A 12645-nucleotide genomic window follows, 5' to 3' on the forward strand; every position below is an offset into this window, starting at 1 on the left:
TGCAAGATGACCCCGGCAGCCGCCCGCTGCCGGGTTTTTCTTTGGAGGAATTGGATGGCGAACTTCGTTGAGATCGATGCCGAACTTGTCGAACCCGAACGCGGCGCTCCGGCCGAGGATCGACTGATCTCGGGCGACCCGAAATTCCTGACGTGGAACCTCGATGAGCAGGAAGGTGGGCTCTACGCCGGCGTCTGGGAAGCGACGCCAGGCAAATGGCGCATCGAGTATGACGAGTGGGAATTCTGCCACATCCTGTCGGGTGTCTCTGTGATCGAGGAGGACGGCGGCAAGACGCGCACGGTCAGCGAAGGCGACAGTTTCGTCCTCAAGCCCGGCTTCAAGGGAACCTGGGAAGTGCTTGAAACGACTCGCAAGGAATATGTGATCAGGCTTTGACGGCGCAGGCAGGGAGCGAACCCAATGCCGACAGTGCTGCGCGAGGCAGGCTACCGATTTTACTTCTACAGCCGGGAGAATGACGAGCCGCCACACATCCATGTCGAGCGTGGCGACAAGCTGGCCAAATACTGGCTGGATCCGGTGGACTTGGCGTCGTCCAAGCGATTTCGCGCACACGAACTCGGTGAATTGCGAAATCTTGTGCTACAATATCACCTGACTTTCCTGGAGGCATGGCATGACCATTTCGAAGACTGAGGGCGAGCCATTGGCGACCGGAGTTGAGCTGACTGAATCGATGCTTAAGGTCGTTCTGGACGACGGACGGGAACTTGCCGTGCCTATCGAGTGGTTTCCGCGTCTTCGGGACGCCACGTCCGGACAGCGTGCCAATTGGCGATTTATCGGCCGTGGCGAGGGTATCCACTGGCCGGATATCGACGAGGACATTTCGGTTGCGGGATTATTGCGCGGCCGCGTTGTCAAGCGTCCGACGGATCGCGCGGCCTGAGCGCCGGCGACAGGGTGATCAGGCTTTGACTGCGACCATATGCAACCAGTCGGCCGGCAGATTGTAGTACCCGCTCCCGGCGCGCTGATTGATCTCGATGGATGACCAGCCAGTTCCGATTGCCTCGCGCAGGAATGCCTCGTCTGGGTAGTTGTAGTAGCGGCCGAACTGATCGACCGCTTCGGCGCTTCCGGTCTTGAAACTCGCGTACATCACGCCGCCGTCACGCAGGGCGCGGCGGATTTTTCCGAAGATCGCGGGCAGGGACGGCTTCGGCACGTGGAGAAGGCAGGCATTCGCCCAGACGCCGTCGAATTCGGCGACAAAGCCGATATCTTCGAAGAGCAATACCTGCACCGGGCGGCCGAGCCGTCTTTCGGCCTGCCGAGCCAGTTCCGGCACCCCGTCGGTCGGGGTCGCGTCAAAGCCGGCGGCTAACATTGCCTCGCTGTCCTGCCCGCCGCCGCAACCGAGCTCCAGTATCCGGCCTCCGGCCGGGAGGAGCGCAAGGAAAGGTGCCAGTTCCTCGGACACGCGATAGCGCGCCGCATAGGCCTCGGCCTCGCGTGCATAAAAATCCAGGGTGGACTGATCCTTCACGTTCGCACCACCAGCCTTTCCAGCCCGTGAAAATGCCACGTATCGCGGAAGCGCGGCTCTTCGGCGAGCGCCAGATGCGGCTGCCGGTCGAACAGCACCTTCAGCGCCACCTGCAACTCGAGCCGGGCCAGCGGCGCGCCGATGCAGAAGTGAATGCCGGCGCCGAAGGACACGTTCTTCTGGTCAGCGCGGTCCGGAAGGAAGGAGCCCGGCTCGGCGAACGCCTTTGGGTCGCGATTGGCCATGCCGAGCAGCAGGCCGATCTGCTCGCCGGATTTGACCGTAACCCCCGGCGCGACCTCCATGTCATCGTAGGCGTAGCGCGTGAAGAGATGCAGCGGCGCGTCGAAGCGCAGGCATTCCTCCACCGTCGCCGCTGTCGCCTCGGCCGAGGCGAAGAACCGCCTGGGGTCGCCGCCCTGAGCAAGCACCGCGCGCACGGCGTTGCCGGCCTGGTGTACCGTCGCCTCGTGGCCGGCGTTAAGCAGAAGCATGGTCGAAGAAATGAGTTCGTCCTCGCTAAGCTTCTGGCCGTTCTCCTGCGCCGCGATCAGCAGCGACAGCAGGTCGTCGCCGGGCTGCCTCTTCCGCTCGGCGACATACCGGCGCAGGAAATCCGAAAATTCTTGCGTGGCCCGGTTGGCAATCTCCTCGGTCTCGCGCGTGCGGCCATGGGTGTACATCGCCACCATCCGATGCGACCAGTCGAGCAGTTGCGGCCCCATCGTTACCGGAACGCCGAGCATCTCCGAAATGATCGTGATCGGCAGCGGCGTTGCGAATGCCGGCAGCAGGTCGACGGTCCCGCCGGCGGGAAAGGCGTCGATCAGTTCGTTGGCGAGCGCCTCGATGCGCGGCCTCAACCACTCGACCTGCCGCGAGACGAAGGCGCGGTTGACCAGCGTCCTCAGCCGCGTATGCACTGGCGGCTCGAGCTCAAGCATCGAGTTCGCCTCGATCGCGTCGAAGCTTTTCAGATGCGAGCGGTCGGCGCTCACGCCGCGACTGTCTGGAATGCCTGCCGGGTTCTGCCGGCCGAAGCGCCGGTCGCGCAGCAGCCGGTTGACGTCGTCGCAACCGCCGAAGCACCAGTAGCCGAACTCTTCCCAGAAGAAGGTGGAGCCCTGACCGTGCAGCCAGCCATAGGCCTCATAGGGGTTCTGGTAGAACCGCTCGTCGCGCGGATCGAGCCGCAAGCGACGAGCTGTTGGATCGAGCGAGAGATAGGGCGGTGGCGGATCAAGAGCGGTCATGTTGGACTACTAGCCCGCCTTGCCAAGCTTAGGCCAGACCGTATGGTCCTTCCGTCACATCCGCTTTGAGAGGCCTCATGAACATCATCGTCGTTGGCGCAGGCATCGCCGGCCTGTCGACCGCCTGGTCGCTGGTCAAGGCAGGGCACAGCGTGACGCTTCTGGAGCAGGGCGCGACGATCCCAAATCCGCTTGCCGCGTCTGGCGACCATCACCGCATCATCCGCCGCGCCTACCGCGCCTCGACTGGCTATGGCGCGCTGATCACAGAGGCTTACGACGCTTGGTCCGAAATGTGGGGCGATCTGGGAGAAAACCATCTCGACCCGCGCGGCTTCCTCTGCGTCTCGCGCGAACCCGGCGACGAGGCCGAGGAATATCGCGAGGGCATGGAGGCTGGCGGCTGGCCGATCGATTTGCTGGATCCGGACGCCGCCGTGAAACGCTGGCCGTTCCTGGCGCCCGGCAGCTTCCGCTACGCCTATTTCTCGGCCGATGGCGGCGCGCTCCACTGCCGCAGGATCGCAACCGGACTGGCCGCCTGGCTGCGCGCTCACGGCGCGAACGTCTACGAGAACAGCAAGGTGACCGCCATCGACGCCGACAGTGGCCGCGTCGAGCTGGTGTCAGGCGAGACGCTGCAGGCCTACCGGGTCGTCGTTGCGGCGGGCGCCTGGGTGCTCAAGCTGTTCCCGGAGCTTTCGGGCGAGCTGAAGACCTACCGGACCGCGCTTGCCTATGTCGAGCCGCCCGCCGACCTGAAGGCCGCCTGGGAGGCCGCCCCCGTCATCCTGGACGTCGGCGGCAAGACTGACGGCTACATGATCCCGCCCAGTGGCGGCGCCGGCATGAAGTTCGGCTCCGGCCTGCACAAGGTGCCGACCAGCGACGCCGATTGGAACCGCGAGCCGGTGGAAGGCGAGGGCGAGGCAATCCGCGACCTTTTCTCGCCGCCCATCGCTCGCATCCAAGAATATCGAGTCACCGAAGTCGTGACCTGCGCCTACACCTTCACCGCCGACGAGCGCTTCCTCGCCCACGAGACGGGCAGGGTGCTCGTCGTGTCCGCCTGCTCCGGCCACGGCTACAAATTCGGGGCGGCGGTCGGCCGTCGTGTCGCCGCAGCCGTCGGCGACGGCGATACGGCCGGACTGAAGCGCTGGCTGCGCGCCGACCTCGGCTGAGGCGGGGGCTGTCAGGAGGGTTGCCGGCTGGCGGTAAGGTTAGCGGCAGGCTGGCCTTGCACAAGGTGGAGGCGCCATCCTATCTACAGGGACAAGCTCCACAACCGATTCTGCCCCATTTGCATGCATTTCCGGGCGCCGGAATCCCAGCCTCCAAAGGGACAGCGATGAGAGACCCCGTCGAACACTACATGAACCTCGTGCCGATGGTGGTCGAGCAGACCAACCGAGGCGAACGCGCCTATGACATCTTCTCGCGTCTCCTGAAGGAGCGCATCATATTCATCACGGGTCCGATCGAGGACGGCATGGCGTCGCTGGTCTGCGCGCAGTTGCTGTTCCTGGAGGCGGAGAACCCGAAGAAGGAAATCAACCTCTACATCAACTCGCCGGGCGGCGTCGTCACCAGCGGGCTTGCGATGTACGATACCATGCAGTTCATCAAGCCGCCGGTTGCCACCCTTTGCGTCGGCCAGGCCATGTCGGCCGGCTCCCTGCTTCTGACCGCCGGCGAGAAGGGCATGCGCTTCTGCACGCCGAATGCCTCGATCATGGTGCACCAGCCGTCCGGCGGCTATCAGGGCCAGGCGACCGACATCATGATCCACGCGCAGTGGACCGAGGCGCTGAAGCGCCGGCTGAACGAGATCTACGTCAAGCACACCGGCCAAGACTACGATACAATCCACAATGCTATGGAGCGTGATCGTTTCATGTCCGTCGAGCAGGCGCTGGAGTTCGGCCTGATCGACAAGGTCATCACCTCGCGCGACGCGATGGATCAGTCGGCTTCGAAGTGAGCCGATGCCGTGAGGGCCATCCCGGGAAACGCTTCGTGATATGACGCATTTTTGAGGTGCGCTGCGGCATTTCGGACACAATTAGCTGTTTCCACGGCCGGTGGGACCGCCTACGTTAAGCCTAAATTGATTTTCGGTGGCTTAGCTTTTGGCGGTTGTCGCGAATCATTGCCACGTCCTCGCGAGTGTGTTTCGTACGGTTGAGATGCGTGGATGGCCAGCCCGCTGGCAGAGGCGGAGTATCCGCCATATATCGCATGAAGGGCGCCGCCCGACGGACGGCGCCACGGAAAGGACCAGGACACGATGAGCAAGGTCGGCAACAGCAGCGGCGGCGACTCCAAGAACACGCTCTACTGCTCGTTCTGCGGCAAAAGCCAGCATGAAGTGCGCAAGCTGATCGCCGGCCCGACGGTCTTCATCTGCGACGAATGCGTCGAGCTCTGCATGGACATCATCCGCGAGGAGAACAAGACCTCGATGGTGAAGTCGCGCGAAGGCGTGCCGACACCGCAGGAGATCTTGAAGGTTCTCGACGACTACGTCATCGGCCAGCCCTACGCCAAGCGCGTGCTGTCGGTGGCCGTCCACAACCACTACAAGCGCCTCGCCCACGCCGGCAAGAACAACGACGTCGAACTGGCCAAGTCGAACATCCTGCTGATCGGCCCGACCGGCTGCGGCAAGACGCTGCTCGCGCAGACGCTGGCTCGCATCATCGACGTGCCCTTCACCATGGCCGACGCCACGACGCTTACGGAGGCCGGCTATGTCGGCGAGGACGTCGAGAACATCATCCTGAAACTGCTCCAGTCGGCCGACTACAATGTCGAAAGGGCGCAGCGCGGCATCGTCTACATCGACGAGATCGACAAGATTTCGCGCAAATCGGACAATCCGTCGATCACCCGCGACGTCAGTGGCGAGGGCGTGCAGCAGGCGCTGCTGAAGATCATGGAAGGCACCGTCGCCTCTGTGCCGCCGCAGGGCGGCCGCAAGCACCCGCAGCAGGAATTCCTGCAGGTCGATACCGCCAACATCCTGTTCATCTGCGGCGGCGCCTTTGCCGGCCTGGACAAGATCATCTCGGATCGCGGCCGCAAGACTTCGATCGGCTTCTCCGCAAACGTCGCCTCTCCGGAAGACCGGCGCAGCGGCGAAGTCTTCCGCCTTGTCGAGCCGGAGGATTTGCTGAAGTTCGGCCTGATCCCGGAATTCGTCGGCCGTCTGCCCGTTCTGGCGACGCTCGAGGACCTTGACGAGCCGGCTCTGATCCAGATCCTGACCGAGCCGAAGAACGCCTTGGTCAAGCAGTACCAGCGCCTGTTCGAGATGGAGAATGTCGACCTGACCTTCCACGAGAACGCGCTTTCGGCGATCGCCAAGCGCGCCATCGAGCGCAAGACCGGCGCGCGTGGCCTGCGCTCGATCATGGAATCGATCCTGCTTGACACGATGTTCGAGCTACCGGCGCTGGAAGGCGTTCAGGAAGTCGTGATCTCTGAGGAAGTGGTCTCGGGCAACGCTCGTCCGCTCTACATTTACGCGGAAGCGAAGGAAAAGAAGGGCCCGGTCAGCGCCTGATCCTGTCCGTCGGCTGAAAGTTCAGCGGCGCCTTCGGGTGCCGTTTCGTTTGTGCGCTTAAACCGCGTCCCGGACATCAGTCAGAGGCGGTAGTCGAACTCCCAACGGCACAGCCGTGTAAGCTGTGCGCATATGGCTTCCGACGTTTCGCCTTCTGTTTCGGCACAGCGCTCGGCAAGGAACTTTTCAAGCTCAACGTAATTGAAATTCGACATAAAGATCGTGTTTTCTCCAGAAACGACCTTGCCTTTTTGGGATCGAAAAAACCCAATTGGGTGAGCAGACGGTCACGGTAAACGCGTCTGCCTTTTTATCTCCTTCCATACCTGCGTAAAAATCGATCGTGACCGAGAAGTCGGCGGGATCGCGTGGATTCCATGTGTCGAGTGCAAAAGCACCAGCATTGGCATCCAAAATTCTGTGGCCCTTGTACTGTGCTCTCACAATTCCGCTCGCTTTCTATCCGCGCACTGACCCTTTACCAGCAGCCATCAAGCCGCCGTGATGTGGCTATGCCCGAAGAACACCGGATAGAGGCAGAGTTCCCGCACTAGGCGGTGCGTGCCGCGTTCAAACACGAACATGTTCTCCCAGTGGCCGGTGACGGCGTAGTGCTTGCCATCAGGCAGGAAGGTGACGCCGGCGGGGTAGCGCAGGCCTACCGTGCGTGTGTCGAGGCTGTTCGACACCGCGCCGGTCGCGCCGTCGAACACCATGACGTGGTGCGTGGTCGGGTAGGTGGCGATCGCCTCGTCATGGCGCTCGTCATAGCGGATCGACAGGCCGTGCCGCATGACCTTTAGCGATTTCGCGTCGCCCATCTTCGTGAGCCGGTTGCGCGCCGCGTCGTATTTCAGCGTCGCGGCCGACATGTAATTGTAGCCGGGGTCCGTCGTGATGTCGCTCTCATAGGCTACGTTTTCGCCCCTGAGCTGCCGGGAATCGTCATGGTCGCTGCCGTAGCGCGCCTGGATCGCGAAGATGCGGTCGAGCCGTCCGGCGGCGAGGTGGCGCAGTTCGACCTCGCCCTTGCCGGTCACGCGCTTGTCGACCAGCTTGCCGCTCGACACTTCCACCACCGTAATCGATGCCTGAACCACGCCGCGCGGGATGGTGAATTTCCCTGTCTTGGCCGATACGGTCGAGCCGTAATTGGCCGCCACGATGTATTTGCCGTCGGCCGTCAGGCGGATGTCGTGCGGATCGATGCCGTGCGTGGAATAGGTTTCGGCGACCTTCAGCGTCTTGGGGTCGCGCACGGTCAGCCGGCCGTAGTGCCTCTCCAGCTTCCCTTGATAGGGTGTCGATGGCGCCCGCTCGGACAGGATGACCGTTTTGCCGCCGTCGAGATAGACGGCGTGGCCGCCGCCGTGCCAGCCGTCGCCGAGCGACGGGCCGATTGCCGCAAGCTCCAGCGTCTCGGGGTCGAAGGCGGTGTGCTGCTCGCCGTCCATCGAGCAGAGCACGCCGATCGAGCGGTCGGGCGCGACCTCGACGTCGTGCGCGGCCACCGGCAGCAGCGTCTGGCGGATCGATCCGTCGAAGCCGACCCGGGTCAGCATCTTGTGGACCGGCTGCCCCTTGATCGCGCGGTTGAAGCGGCGGTTGGCCGCGAGCGGCTTGCCGTTCGCATAGGCGCTTTCGGGGAAATAGCCGGGCACATAGACCGCGACGTTCTTGAGGTCATGCTTGCTCGTTTTGGCCGGCGCGGGAGCGGCCTCCGTAGGCGCTGTCGCGGCAAGCGCCAGCAAGGCGCCGCCGGTAAGCAGGCTGCGACGGTCAACCGACATGGCGATTACCCAAGGTCAATGCGGTCAACTCCTGACTCAAGACTGTATCGCACAGCGCGATCCCATTGATTGAGCACGTTCTTTCCTAAGATTGGGTTCTCATCCTAGTGCCAGTTCTCGCGCCACGGAAGCGCTGCCTAGCGGAGCTATGCACCGGAAGCACGGCGCAGTCCGGTCCGGGCGCGCGCCCTTGATCTTTGCCGTCTTCCTATCCAATTAACGTCCATAAGGCTTCGGCTTAATCTCGTGCTGCAATCCACATATCATGATAGCGTGGTAGGCGAGACGGTTCGCGGCCGCTAATATGAGATTCGCGGTCGGCCAAAGGCGGCTGCGGCAGAAAGGTAATTCGATGGCCAAGGTATCCCGGACTTCCGGCGACGGCGTCTTCGCAGTCCTCCCGCTGCGCGACATCGTGGTTTTCCCGCACATGATCGTTCCGCTCTTCGTGGGCCGTGAGAAGTCGATCAAGGCGTTGGAAGAGGTGATGGGCGCCGAAAAGCAAATCATGCTTGCGACGCAGATGAATGCTGCCGAAGACGATCCGGCGGCCGACGGAATCTTTGAAGTAGGCACGCTCGCCAACGTGCTGCAGCTGCTCAAGCTTCCCGACGGCACCGTGAAGGTTCTGGTCGAGGGTACCGCGCGTGCGAAGATCACGTCTTTCACCGCGCGCGACGATTTCCACGAGGCGCATGCGGTCGTGCTGCGCGAGCCCGAAGAGGAAGAGATCGAGATCGAGGCGCTTGCCCGCTCGGTGGTTTCCGACTTCGAGAACTACGTGAAGCTGAACAAGAAGATTTCGCCCGAGGTTGTCGGCGCGGCAAGCCAGATCGACGACTATTCCAAGCTCGCCGATACGGTCGCTTCGCATCTTGCGATCAAGATCCCCGAGAAGCAGGAGATGCTCGCCACGCTGTCCGTCAAGGAACGGCTCGAGAAGGCGATGGGCTTCATGGAAGCCGAAATCTCCGTGCTGCAGGTGGAGAAGCGCATCCGCTCGCGCGTCAAGCGCCAGATGGAGAAGACCCAGCGCGAGTACTACCTCAACGAGCAGATGAAGGCGATCCAGAAGGAGCTCGGCGAGGGCGAGGACGGCCGCGACGAGGCCGCCGAGATCGAGGCGCGCATCAAGAAGACCAAGCTCTCCAAGGAGGCCCGCGAGAAGGCGGAAGCCGAGCTGAAGAAGCTCAGATCGATGTCGCCGATGTCGGCTGAATCGACTGTTGTCCGCAACTATCTCGACTGGCTGCTGTCGCTGCCCTGGGGTAAGAACTCCAAGGTCAAGCAGGATCTGCACTTTGCCCAAGAGGTGCTCGACACCGACCACTACGGCCTCGACAAGGTCAAGGATCGCATCGTCGAATATCTCGCCGTGCAAAGTCGCCAGAAGAAGCTGAAGGGGCCTATCCTGTGCCTCGTCGGCCCTCCCGGCGTCGGCAAGACCTCGCTCGGCAAGTCGATCGCCAAGGCGACCGGACGCGAGTTCATCCGCATGGCGCTCGGCGGCGTGCGTGACGAGGCCGAGATCCGCGGTCACCGCCGCACCTATATCGGCTCGATGCCCGGCAAGGTCATCCAGTCGATGAAGAAGGCGAAGAAGTCCAACCCGCTCTTCCTGCTCGACGAGATCGACAAGATGGGCATGGACTTCCGCGGCGACCCGTCCTCGGCTTTGCTCGAAGTGCTCGATCCCGAGCAGAACTCGACGTTCATGGATCACTATCTCGAGGTCGAATACGACCTGTCGAGCGTGATGTTCGTGACGACGGCCAATACGCTGAACATCCCTGCGCCCCTGATGGACCGCATGGAGATCATCCGTATCGCCGGCTACACGGAGGACGAGAAGGTCGAGATCGCCAAGCGGCACCTGATGCCGAAGGTGGTGCGCGATCATGCGTTGCAGCCGAAGGAGTTTTCGGTGAGCGACGACGCGATCCGCGCGATCATCCAGACCTACACGCGGGAAGCAGGCGTCCGCAGCCTCGAGCGCGAACTGATGAAGCTCGGGCGCAAGGCCGTCACGGAGATCCTGAAGACGAAGAAGGAGCGGGTCGACATCACGGCCGCGAACCTCGCCGACTATCTCGGCGTCCAGCGTTTCCGCTTCGGCCAGGTCGAGGCGGACGATCAGGTTGGCGTGGTGACGGGTCTTGCCTGGACCGAGGTTGGCGGCGAGCTGCTGACGATCGAAGGCGTCATGATGCCCGGCAAGGGCCGCATGACGGTCACCGGCAACTTGAAGGACGTGATGAAGGAATCGATCTCGGCCGCGGCATCCTATGTCCGCAGCAGAGCCCTCGATTTCGGCGTCGAGCCGCCGCTCTTCGACAAGCGGGACATCCACGTCCACGTGCCGGAAGGCGCGACTCCCAAGGACGGTCCGTCGGCCGGCGTCGCGATGGCGACGGCAATCGTCTCCATCCTGACCGGCATCCCGGTCAAGGCCGATGTCGCGATGACGGGCGAGATCACGCTGCGCGGCAGGGTCCTGCCGATCGGCGGCCTGAAGGAAAAGTTGCTCGCCGCACTTCGCGGCGGCATCAAGAAGGTGCTGATCCCCGAGGACAACGCCAAGGATCTGGCGGAGATCCCAGAGAACGTGAAGAGCGGGATGGAGATCATCCCGGTCGCGCGTGTCGGCGAGGTGCTGAGGCATGCTCTGGTGCGCATGCCCGAACCGATCGAATGGGTCGAGCCCGTCACGCCTCCGGCCGCCACGGTCGACGCGGTGGATGAAGGCGGCAAGACGCTGGCTCACTGACCTGATCGGGGTTGGTGCACTGCAACAATGGAAAGCCGGGCCCTGCGCCCGGCTTTTTTGTGAAAAAAGCCCGGATTTCCAAGCTTTTTATCGCTTTTACGGCTTGGTTGCGGAACCGGTTCTTTCTAAAGTCCGTTTCCTGCCGGATGAGTCTTTCGTCCCGGTTTTCTCATGGAAGGGAAGTTATATGAACAAGAACGAACTAGTGTCTGCCGTCGCCGACGCAGCGAAGATTTCCAAGGGCGATGCGCAGTCGGCAGTTGACGCGGTCTTTTCCGTGATCACCGGCGAGTTGAAGAATGGCGGCGACGTGCGTCTGGTCGGCTTCGGCAACTTCACGGTTTCCAAGCGCGCTGCCTCGACGGGCCGCAACCCGCAGACTGGCGCGGCGGTCAAGATTCCCGCTCGCACCGTGCCGAAGTTCTCGGCCGGCAAAGGCCTCAAGGACGCGGTCAACTGACCGATAGGTCACTGATGTCGAAAAAGCCGGGCTTGACCCGGCTTTTTCTTTTCCGGCGGCTCCGCGGCAAGGATTATCTCGGCGCTGGGCGGGTTGTACCGTGCTTGTTCATGAGACGTTAACCGGGCCGATGGCTTAGGCGCGACGTATGACCGCCCATCACATATGTTGGCTGGACAACAGATAGCGATCGCGTACCGTCGTTTGCGGCTGGGGGCGAATCAAGAAGACATCGATGACTGGAGGAACCAGCCTGTGAGCCCTACCAAGACATTCTTCATCGCGACCCTGTGCGGTATTGCTATCAGTGCACTTCCGCTCGACTACGGAAGCGACGGATTCGACATCGGCGCCTATGCCAAGAATGGCGGCGGCAACGGCAACGGGGGCGGTAACGGGGGCGGCAACGGGGGCGGCAACGGCAACGGGGGTGGCAACGGTAACGGCAACGGGGGCGCGCAGGGCAAGTCCGCGTCGGCGGCCGGTCAAACCAAGTCGAGCGTCGGCGCTGAAAAGAAGGCCGCAAAGCTTGCGGCGAAACAGCAGCAGGTCGCCGCAGTATCGGCGGAAGAGACCCTGGCCAAGGAAAAGAACCTCAATGCCAAGCTCGGCCGGCTGAATTCGCTGAAGCGCAACATCAACGCCTACATCAACTCCAAGAGCCCGAAATTCGCCGCCATCCAGGCATTCGTGATGGCGTCGGCCGAAGCCGAAAACGCGCTCGCCGGAGAACAGGCAGAGTTGGACGCGCTCAATGCCGAGCTCGATGCGCTGACGGATATCCCCGAAGCCCAACGGACGACCGAGGAGCAGGAGAGGTTCGAGGCCTTGCCGGACCTCATCGCCACGCAAGAAGATGTTGTGGAGGACGCCGAGACCGCGGCTGTCCCCGATGAGGAAGCGCTCGCTGCGGCGCTTAACGAGATGGGCAACAAGACGCCCGTCGATCAGGAGGTGATTGACTGGGCGAAGGAAGTCCTTGGCGTCGGCGAGGAAAATGTCGGCAAGATCGACGAGATGCGCGAGACGCTGGAGGCCGCTGCTGCCGAAGAGACGGCCGAGGCGCCTGAGACCGAGACGACTGAAACAGCCGATCCGGTGGTTCCCGTTGAGCCGGTGCCCTGACGGCGGCTCAACACGCTTCGAAATAGGAAAAAGCCGGGCTCGACCCGGCTTTTTCTTTGATAACGCGCACTTTTTGAATTGCCCGACGCACCGTCGTTCCGGCCCTGATCCGCCCGGCTTGTGGCACATCTGCCACACAGGCTGGCCGAAGCGAACGATGCTTTGCCTC

General features: G+C 62.6%; 13 protein-coding genes. 9 read left to right on the top strand and 4 right to left on the bottom strand.

Annotation, left to right across the window (positions count from 1 at the left end):
• Positions 1-54: 54 nt before the first annotated feature.
• From ABLE71_RS18885 to ABLE71_RS18895, 3 genes are read left to right on the top strand one after another with little or no spacing between them, the layout of a single operon-like run.
• Positions 55-399, top strand: coding sequence for a cupin domain-containing protein (locus ABLE71_RS18885; RefSeq protein ID WP_348784997.1), 345 nt, complete (start codon positions 55-57; stop codon positions 397-399).
• A gap of 24 nt (positions 400-423) precedes the next feature.
• Positions 424-660, top strand: a complete 237-nt coding sequence (locus ABLE71_RS18890; RefSeq protein WP_348784998.1) for a DUF4160 domain-containing protein — start codon at positions 424-426, stop codon at positions 658-660.
• Positions 641-913, top strand: coding sequence for a DUF2442 domain-containing protein (locus tag ABLE71_RS18895; RefSeq protein WP_348784999.1), 273 nt, complete (start codon positions 641-643; stop codon positions 911-913). Before ABLE71_RS18890 ends, ABLE71_RS18895 begins: the two co-directional genes overlap by 20 nt.
• An 18-nt stretch (positions 914-931) precedes the next feature.
• On the opposite strand, the gene ABLE71_RS18900 is transcribed toward ABLE71_RS18895, so the two are convergent.
• A complete protein-coding gene (locus tag ABLE71_RS18900) occupies positions 932-1513 on the bottom strand; it encodes a class I SAM-dependent methyltransferase (protein ID WP_348785000.1) in 582 nt (193 codons plus the stop codon).
• Entirely contained in the window at positions 1510-2766 is a 1257-nt protein-coding gene (locus tag ABLE71_RS18905; protein ID WP_348785001.1) for a cytochrome P450, read from the bottom strand. Before ABLE71_RS18905 ends, ABLE71_RS18900 begins: the two co-directional genes overlap by 4 nt.
• A 77-nt stretch (positions 2767-2843) precedes the next feature.
• Between ABLE71_RS18905 and ABLE71_RS18910 the strand changes: the two genes are divergently transcribed.
• The 3 genes from ABLE71_RS18910 to clpX all read left to right on the top strand — a co-directional run bounded on the left by ABLE71_RS18910 (position 2844) and on the right by clpX (position 6334).
• Positions 2844-3950: an FAD-dependent oxidoreductase gene (locus ABLE71_RS18910; RefSeq protein WP_348785002.1), complete on the top strand. Its 1107-nt coding sequence runs from the start codon at positions 2844-2846 to the stop codon at positions 3948-3950.
• A gap of 167 nt (positions 3951-4117) precedes the next feature.
• Positions 4118-4750, top strand: a complete 633-nt coding sequence (locus ABLE71_RS18915; protein WP_348785003.1) for an ATP-dependent Clp protease proteolytic subunit — start codon at positions 4118-4120, stop codon at positions 4748-4750.
• A gap of 306 nt (positions 4751-5056) precedes the next feature.
• A complete protein-coding gene (gene clpX / locus ABLE71_RS18920) occupies positions 5057-6334 on the top strand; it encodes an ATP-dependent Clp protease ATP-binding subunit ClpX (RefSeq protein ID WP_348785004.1) in 1278 nt (425 codons plus the stop codon).
• A gap of 192 nt (positions 6335-6526) precedes the next feature.
• Here clpX and ABLE71_RS18925 read toward each other — a convergent pair whose 3' ends face one another.
• Entirely contained in the window at positions 6527-6778 is a 252-nt protein-coding gene (locus ABLE71_RS18925) for an Imm8 family immunity protein (RefSeq protein WP_348785005.1), read from the bottom strand.
• A gap of 47 nt (positions 6779-6825) precedes the next feature.
• Positions 6826-8124 carry a DUF1513 domain-containing protein gene (locus ABLE71_RS18930; protein ID WP_348785006.1) on the bottom strand — a complete coding sequence of 433 codons (1299 nt, stop codon included), beginning with the start codon at positions 8122-8124 and terminating at the stop codon, positions 6826-6828.
• 352 nt (positions 8125-8476) lie between these two features.
• Between ABLE71_RS18930 and lon the strand changes: the two genes are divergently transcribed.
• The 3 genes from lon to ABLE71_RS18945 all read left to right on the top strand — a co-directional run bounded on the left by lon (position 8477) and on the right by ABLE71_RS18945 (position 12476).
• Positions 8477-10891, top strand: a complete 2415-nt coding sequence (lon, locus tag ABLE71_RS18935; protein ID WP_348785007.1) for an endopeptidase La — start codon at positions 8477-8479, stop codon at positions 10889-10891.
• 187 nt (positions 10892-11078) lie between these two features.
• Positions 11079-11351: an HU family DNA-binding protein gene (locus ABLE71_RS18940; protein ID WP_348785167.1), complete on the top strand. Its 273-nt coding sequence runs from the start codon at positions 11079-11081 to the stop codon at positions 11349-11351.
• Between the two features lie 255 nt (positions 11352-11606).
• Positions 11607-12476 carry a hypothetical protein gene (locus ABLE71_RS18945; RefSeq protein WP_348785008.1) on the top strand — a complete coding sequence of 290 codons (870 nt, stop codon included), beginning with the start codon at positions 11607-11609 and terminating at the stop codon, positions 12474-12476.
• Positions 12477-12645: the final 169 nt, after the last annotated feature.

This window comes from Mesorhizobium sp. KR9-304 (assembly GCF_040049215.1).
In the GTDB taxonomy this organism is placed as follows: domain Bacteria; phylum Pseudomonadota; class Alphaproteobacteria; order Rhizobiales; family Rhizobiaceae; genus Mesorhizobium_K.

Coding starts and splice junctions, on each gene's coding strand:
- ABLE71_RS18940 (WP_348785167.1), top strand. CDS start 11,079: ATGAACAAGAACGAACTAGTGTCTGCCGTCGCCGACGCAGCGAAGATT.
- ABLE71_RS18905 (WP_348785001.1), bottom strand. CDS start 2,766: ATGACCGCTCTTGATCCGCCACCGCCCTATCTCTCGCTCGATCCAACA.
- ABLE71_RS18910 (WP_348785002.1), top strand. CDS start 2,844: ATGAACATCATCGTCGTTGGCGCAGGCATCGCCGGCCTGTCGACCGCC.
- lon (WP_348785007.1), top strand. CDS start 8,477: ATGGCCAAGGTATCCCGGACTTCCGGCGACGGCGTCTTCGCAGTCCTC.
- ABLE71_RS18885 (WP_348784997.1), top strand. CDS start 55: ATGGCGAACTTCGTTGAGATCGATGCCGAACTTGTCGAACCCGAACGC.
- ABLE71_RS18915 (WP_348785003.1), top strand. CDS start 4,118: ATGAGAGACCCCGTCGAACACTACATGAACCTCGTGCCGATGGTGGTC.
- ABLE71_RS18930 (WP_348785006.1), bottom strand. CDS start 8,124: ATGTCGGTTGACCGTCGCAGCCTGCTTACCGGCGGCGCCTTGCTGGCG.
- clpX (WP_348785004.1), top strand. CDS start 5,057: ATGAGCAAGGTCGGCAACAGCAGCGGCGGCGACTCCAAGAACACGCTC.
- ABLE71_RS18895 (WP_348784999.1), top strand. CDS start 641: ATGACCATTTCGAAGACTGAGGGCGAGCCATTGGCGACCGGAGTTGAG.
- ABLE71_RS18890 (WP_348784998.1), top strand. CDS start 424: ATGCCGACAGTGCTGCGCGAGGCAGGCTACCGATTTTACTTCTACAGC.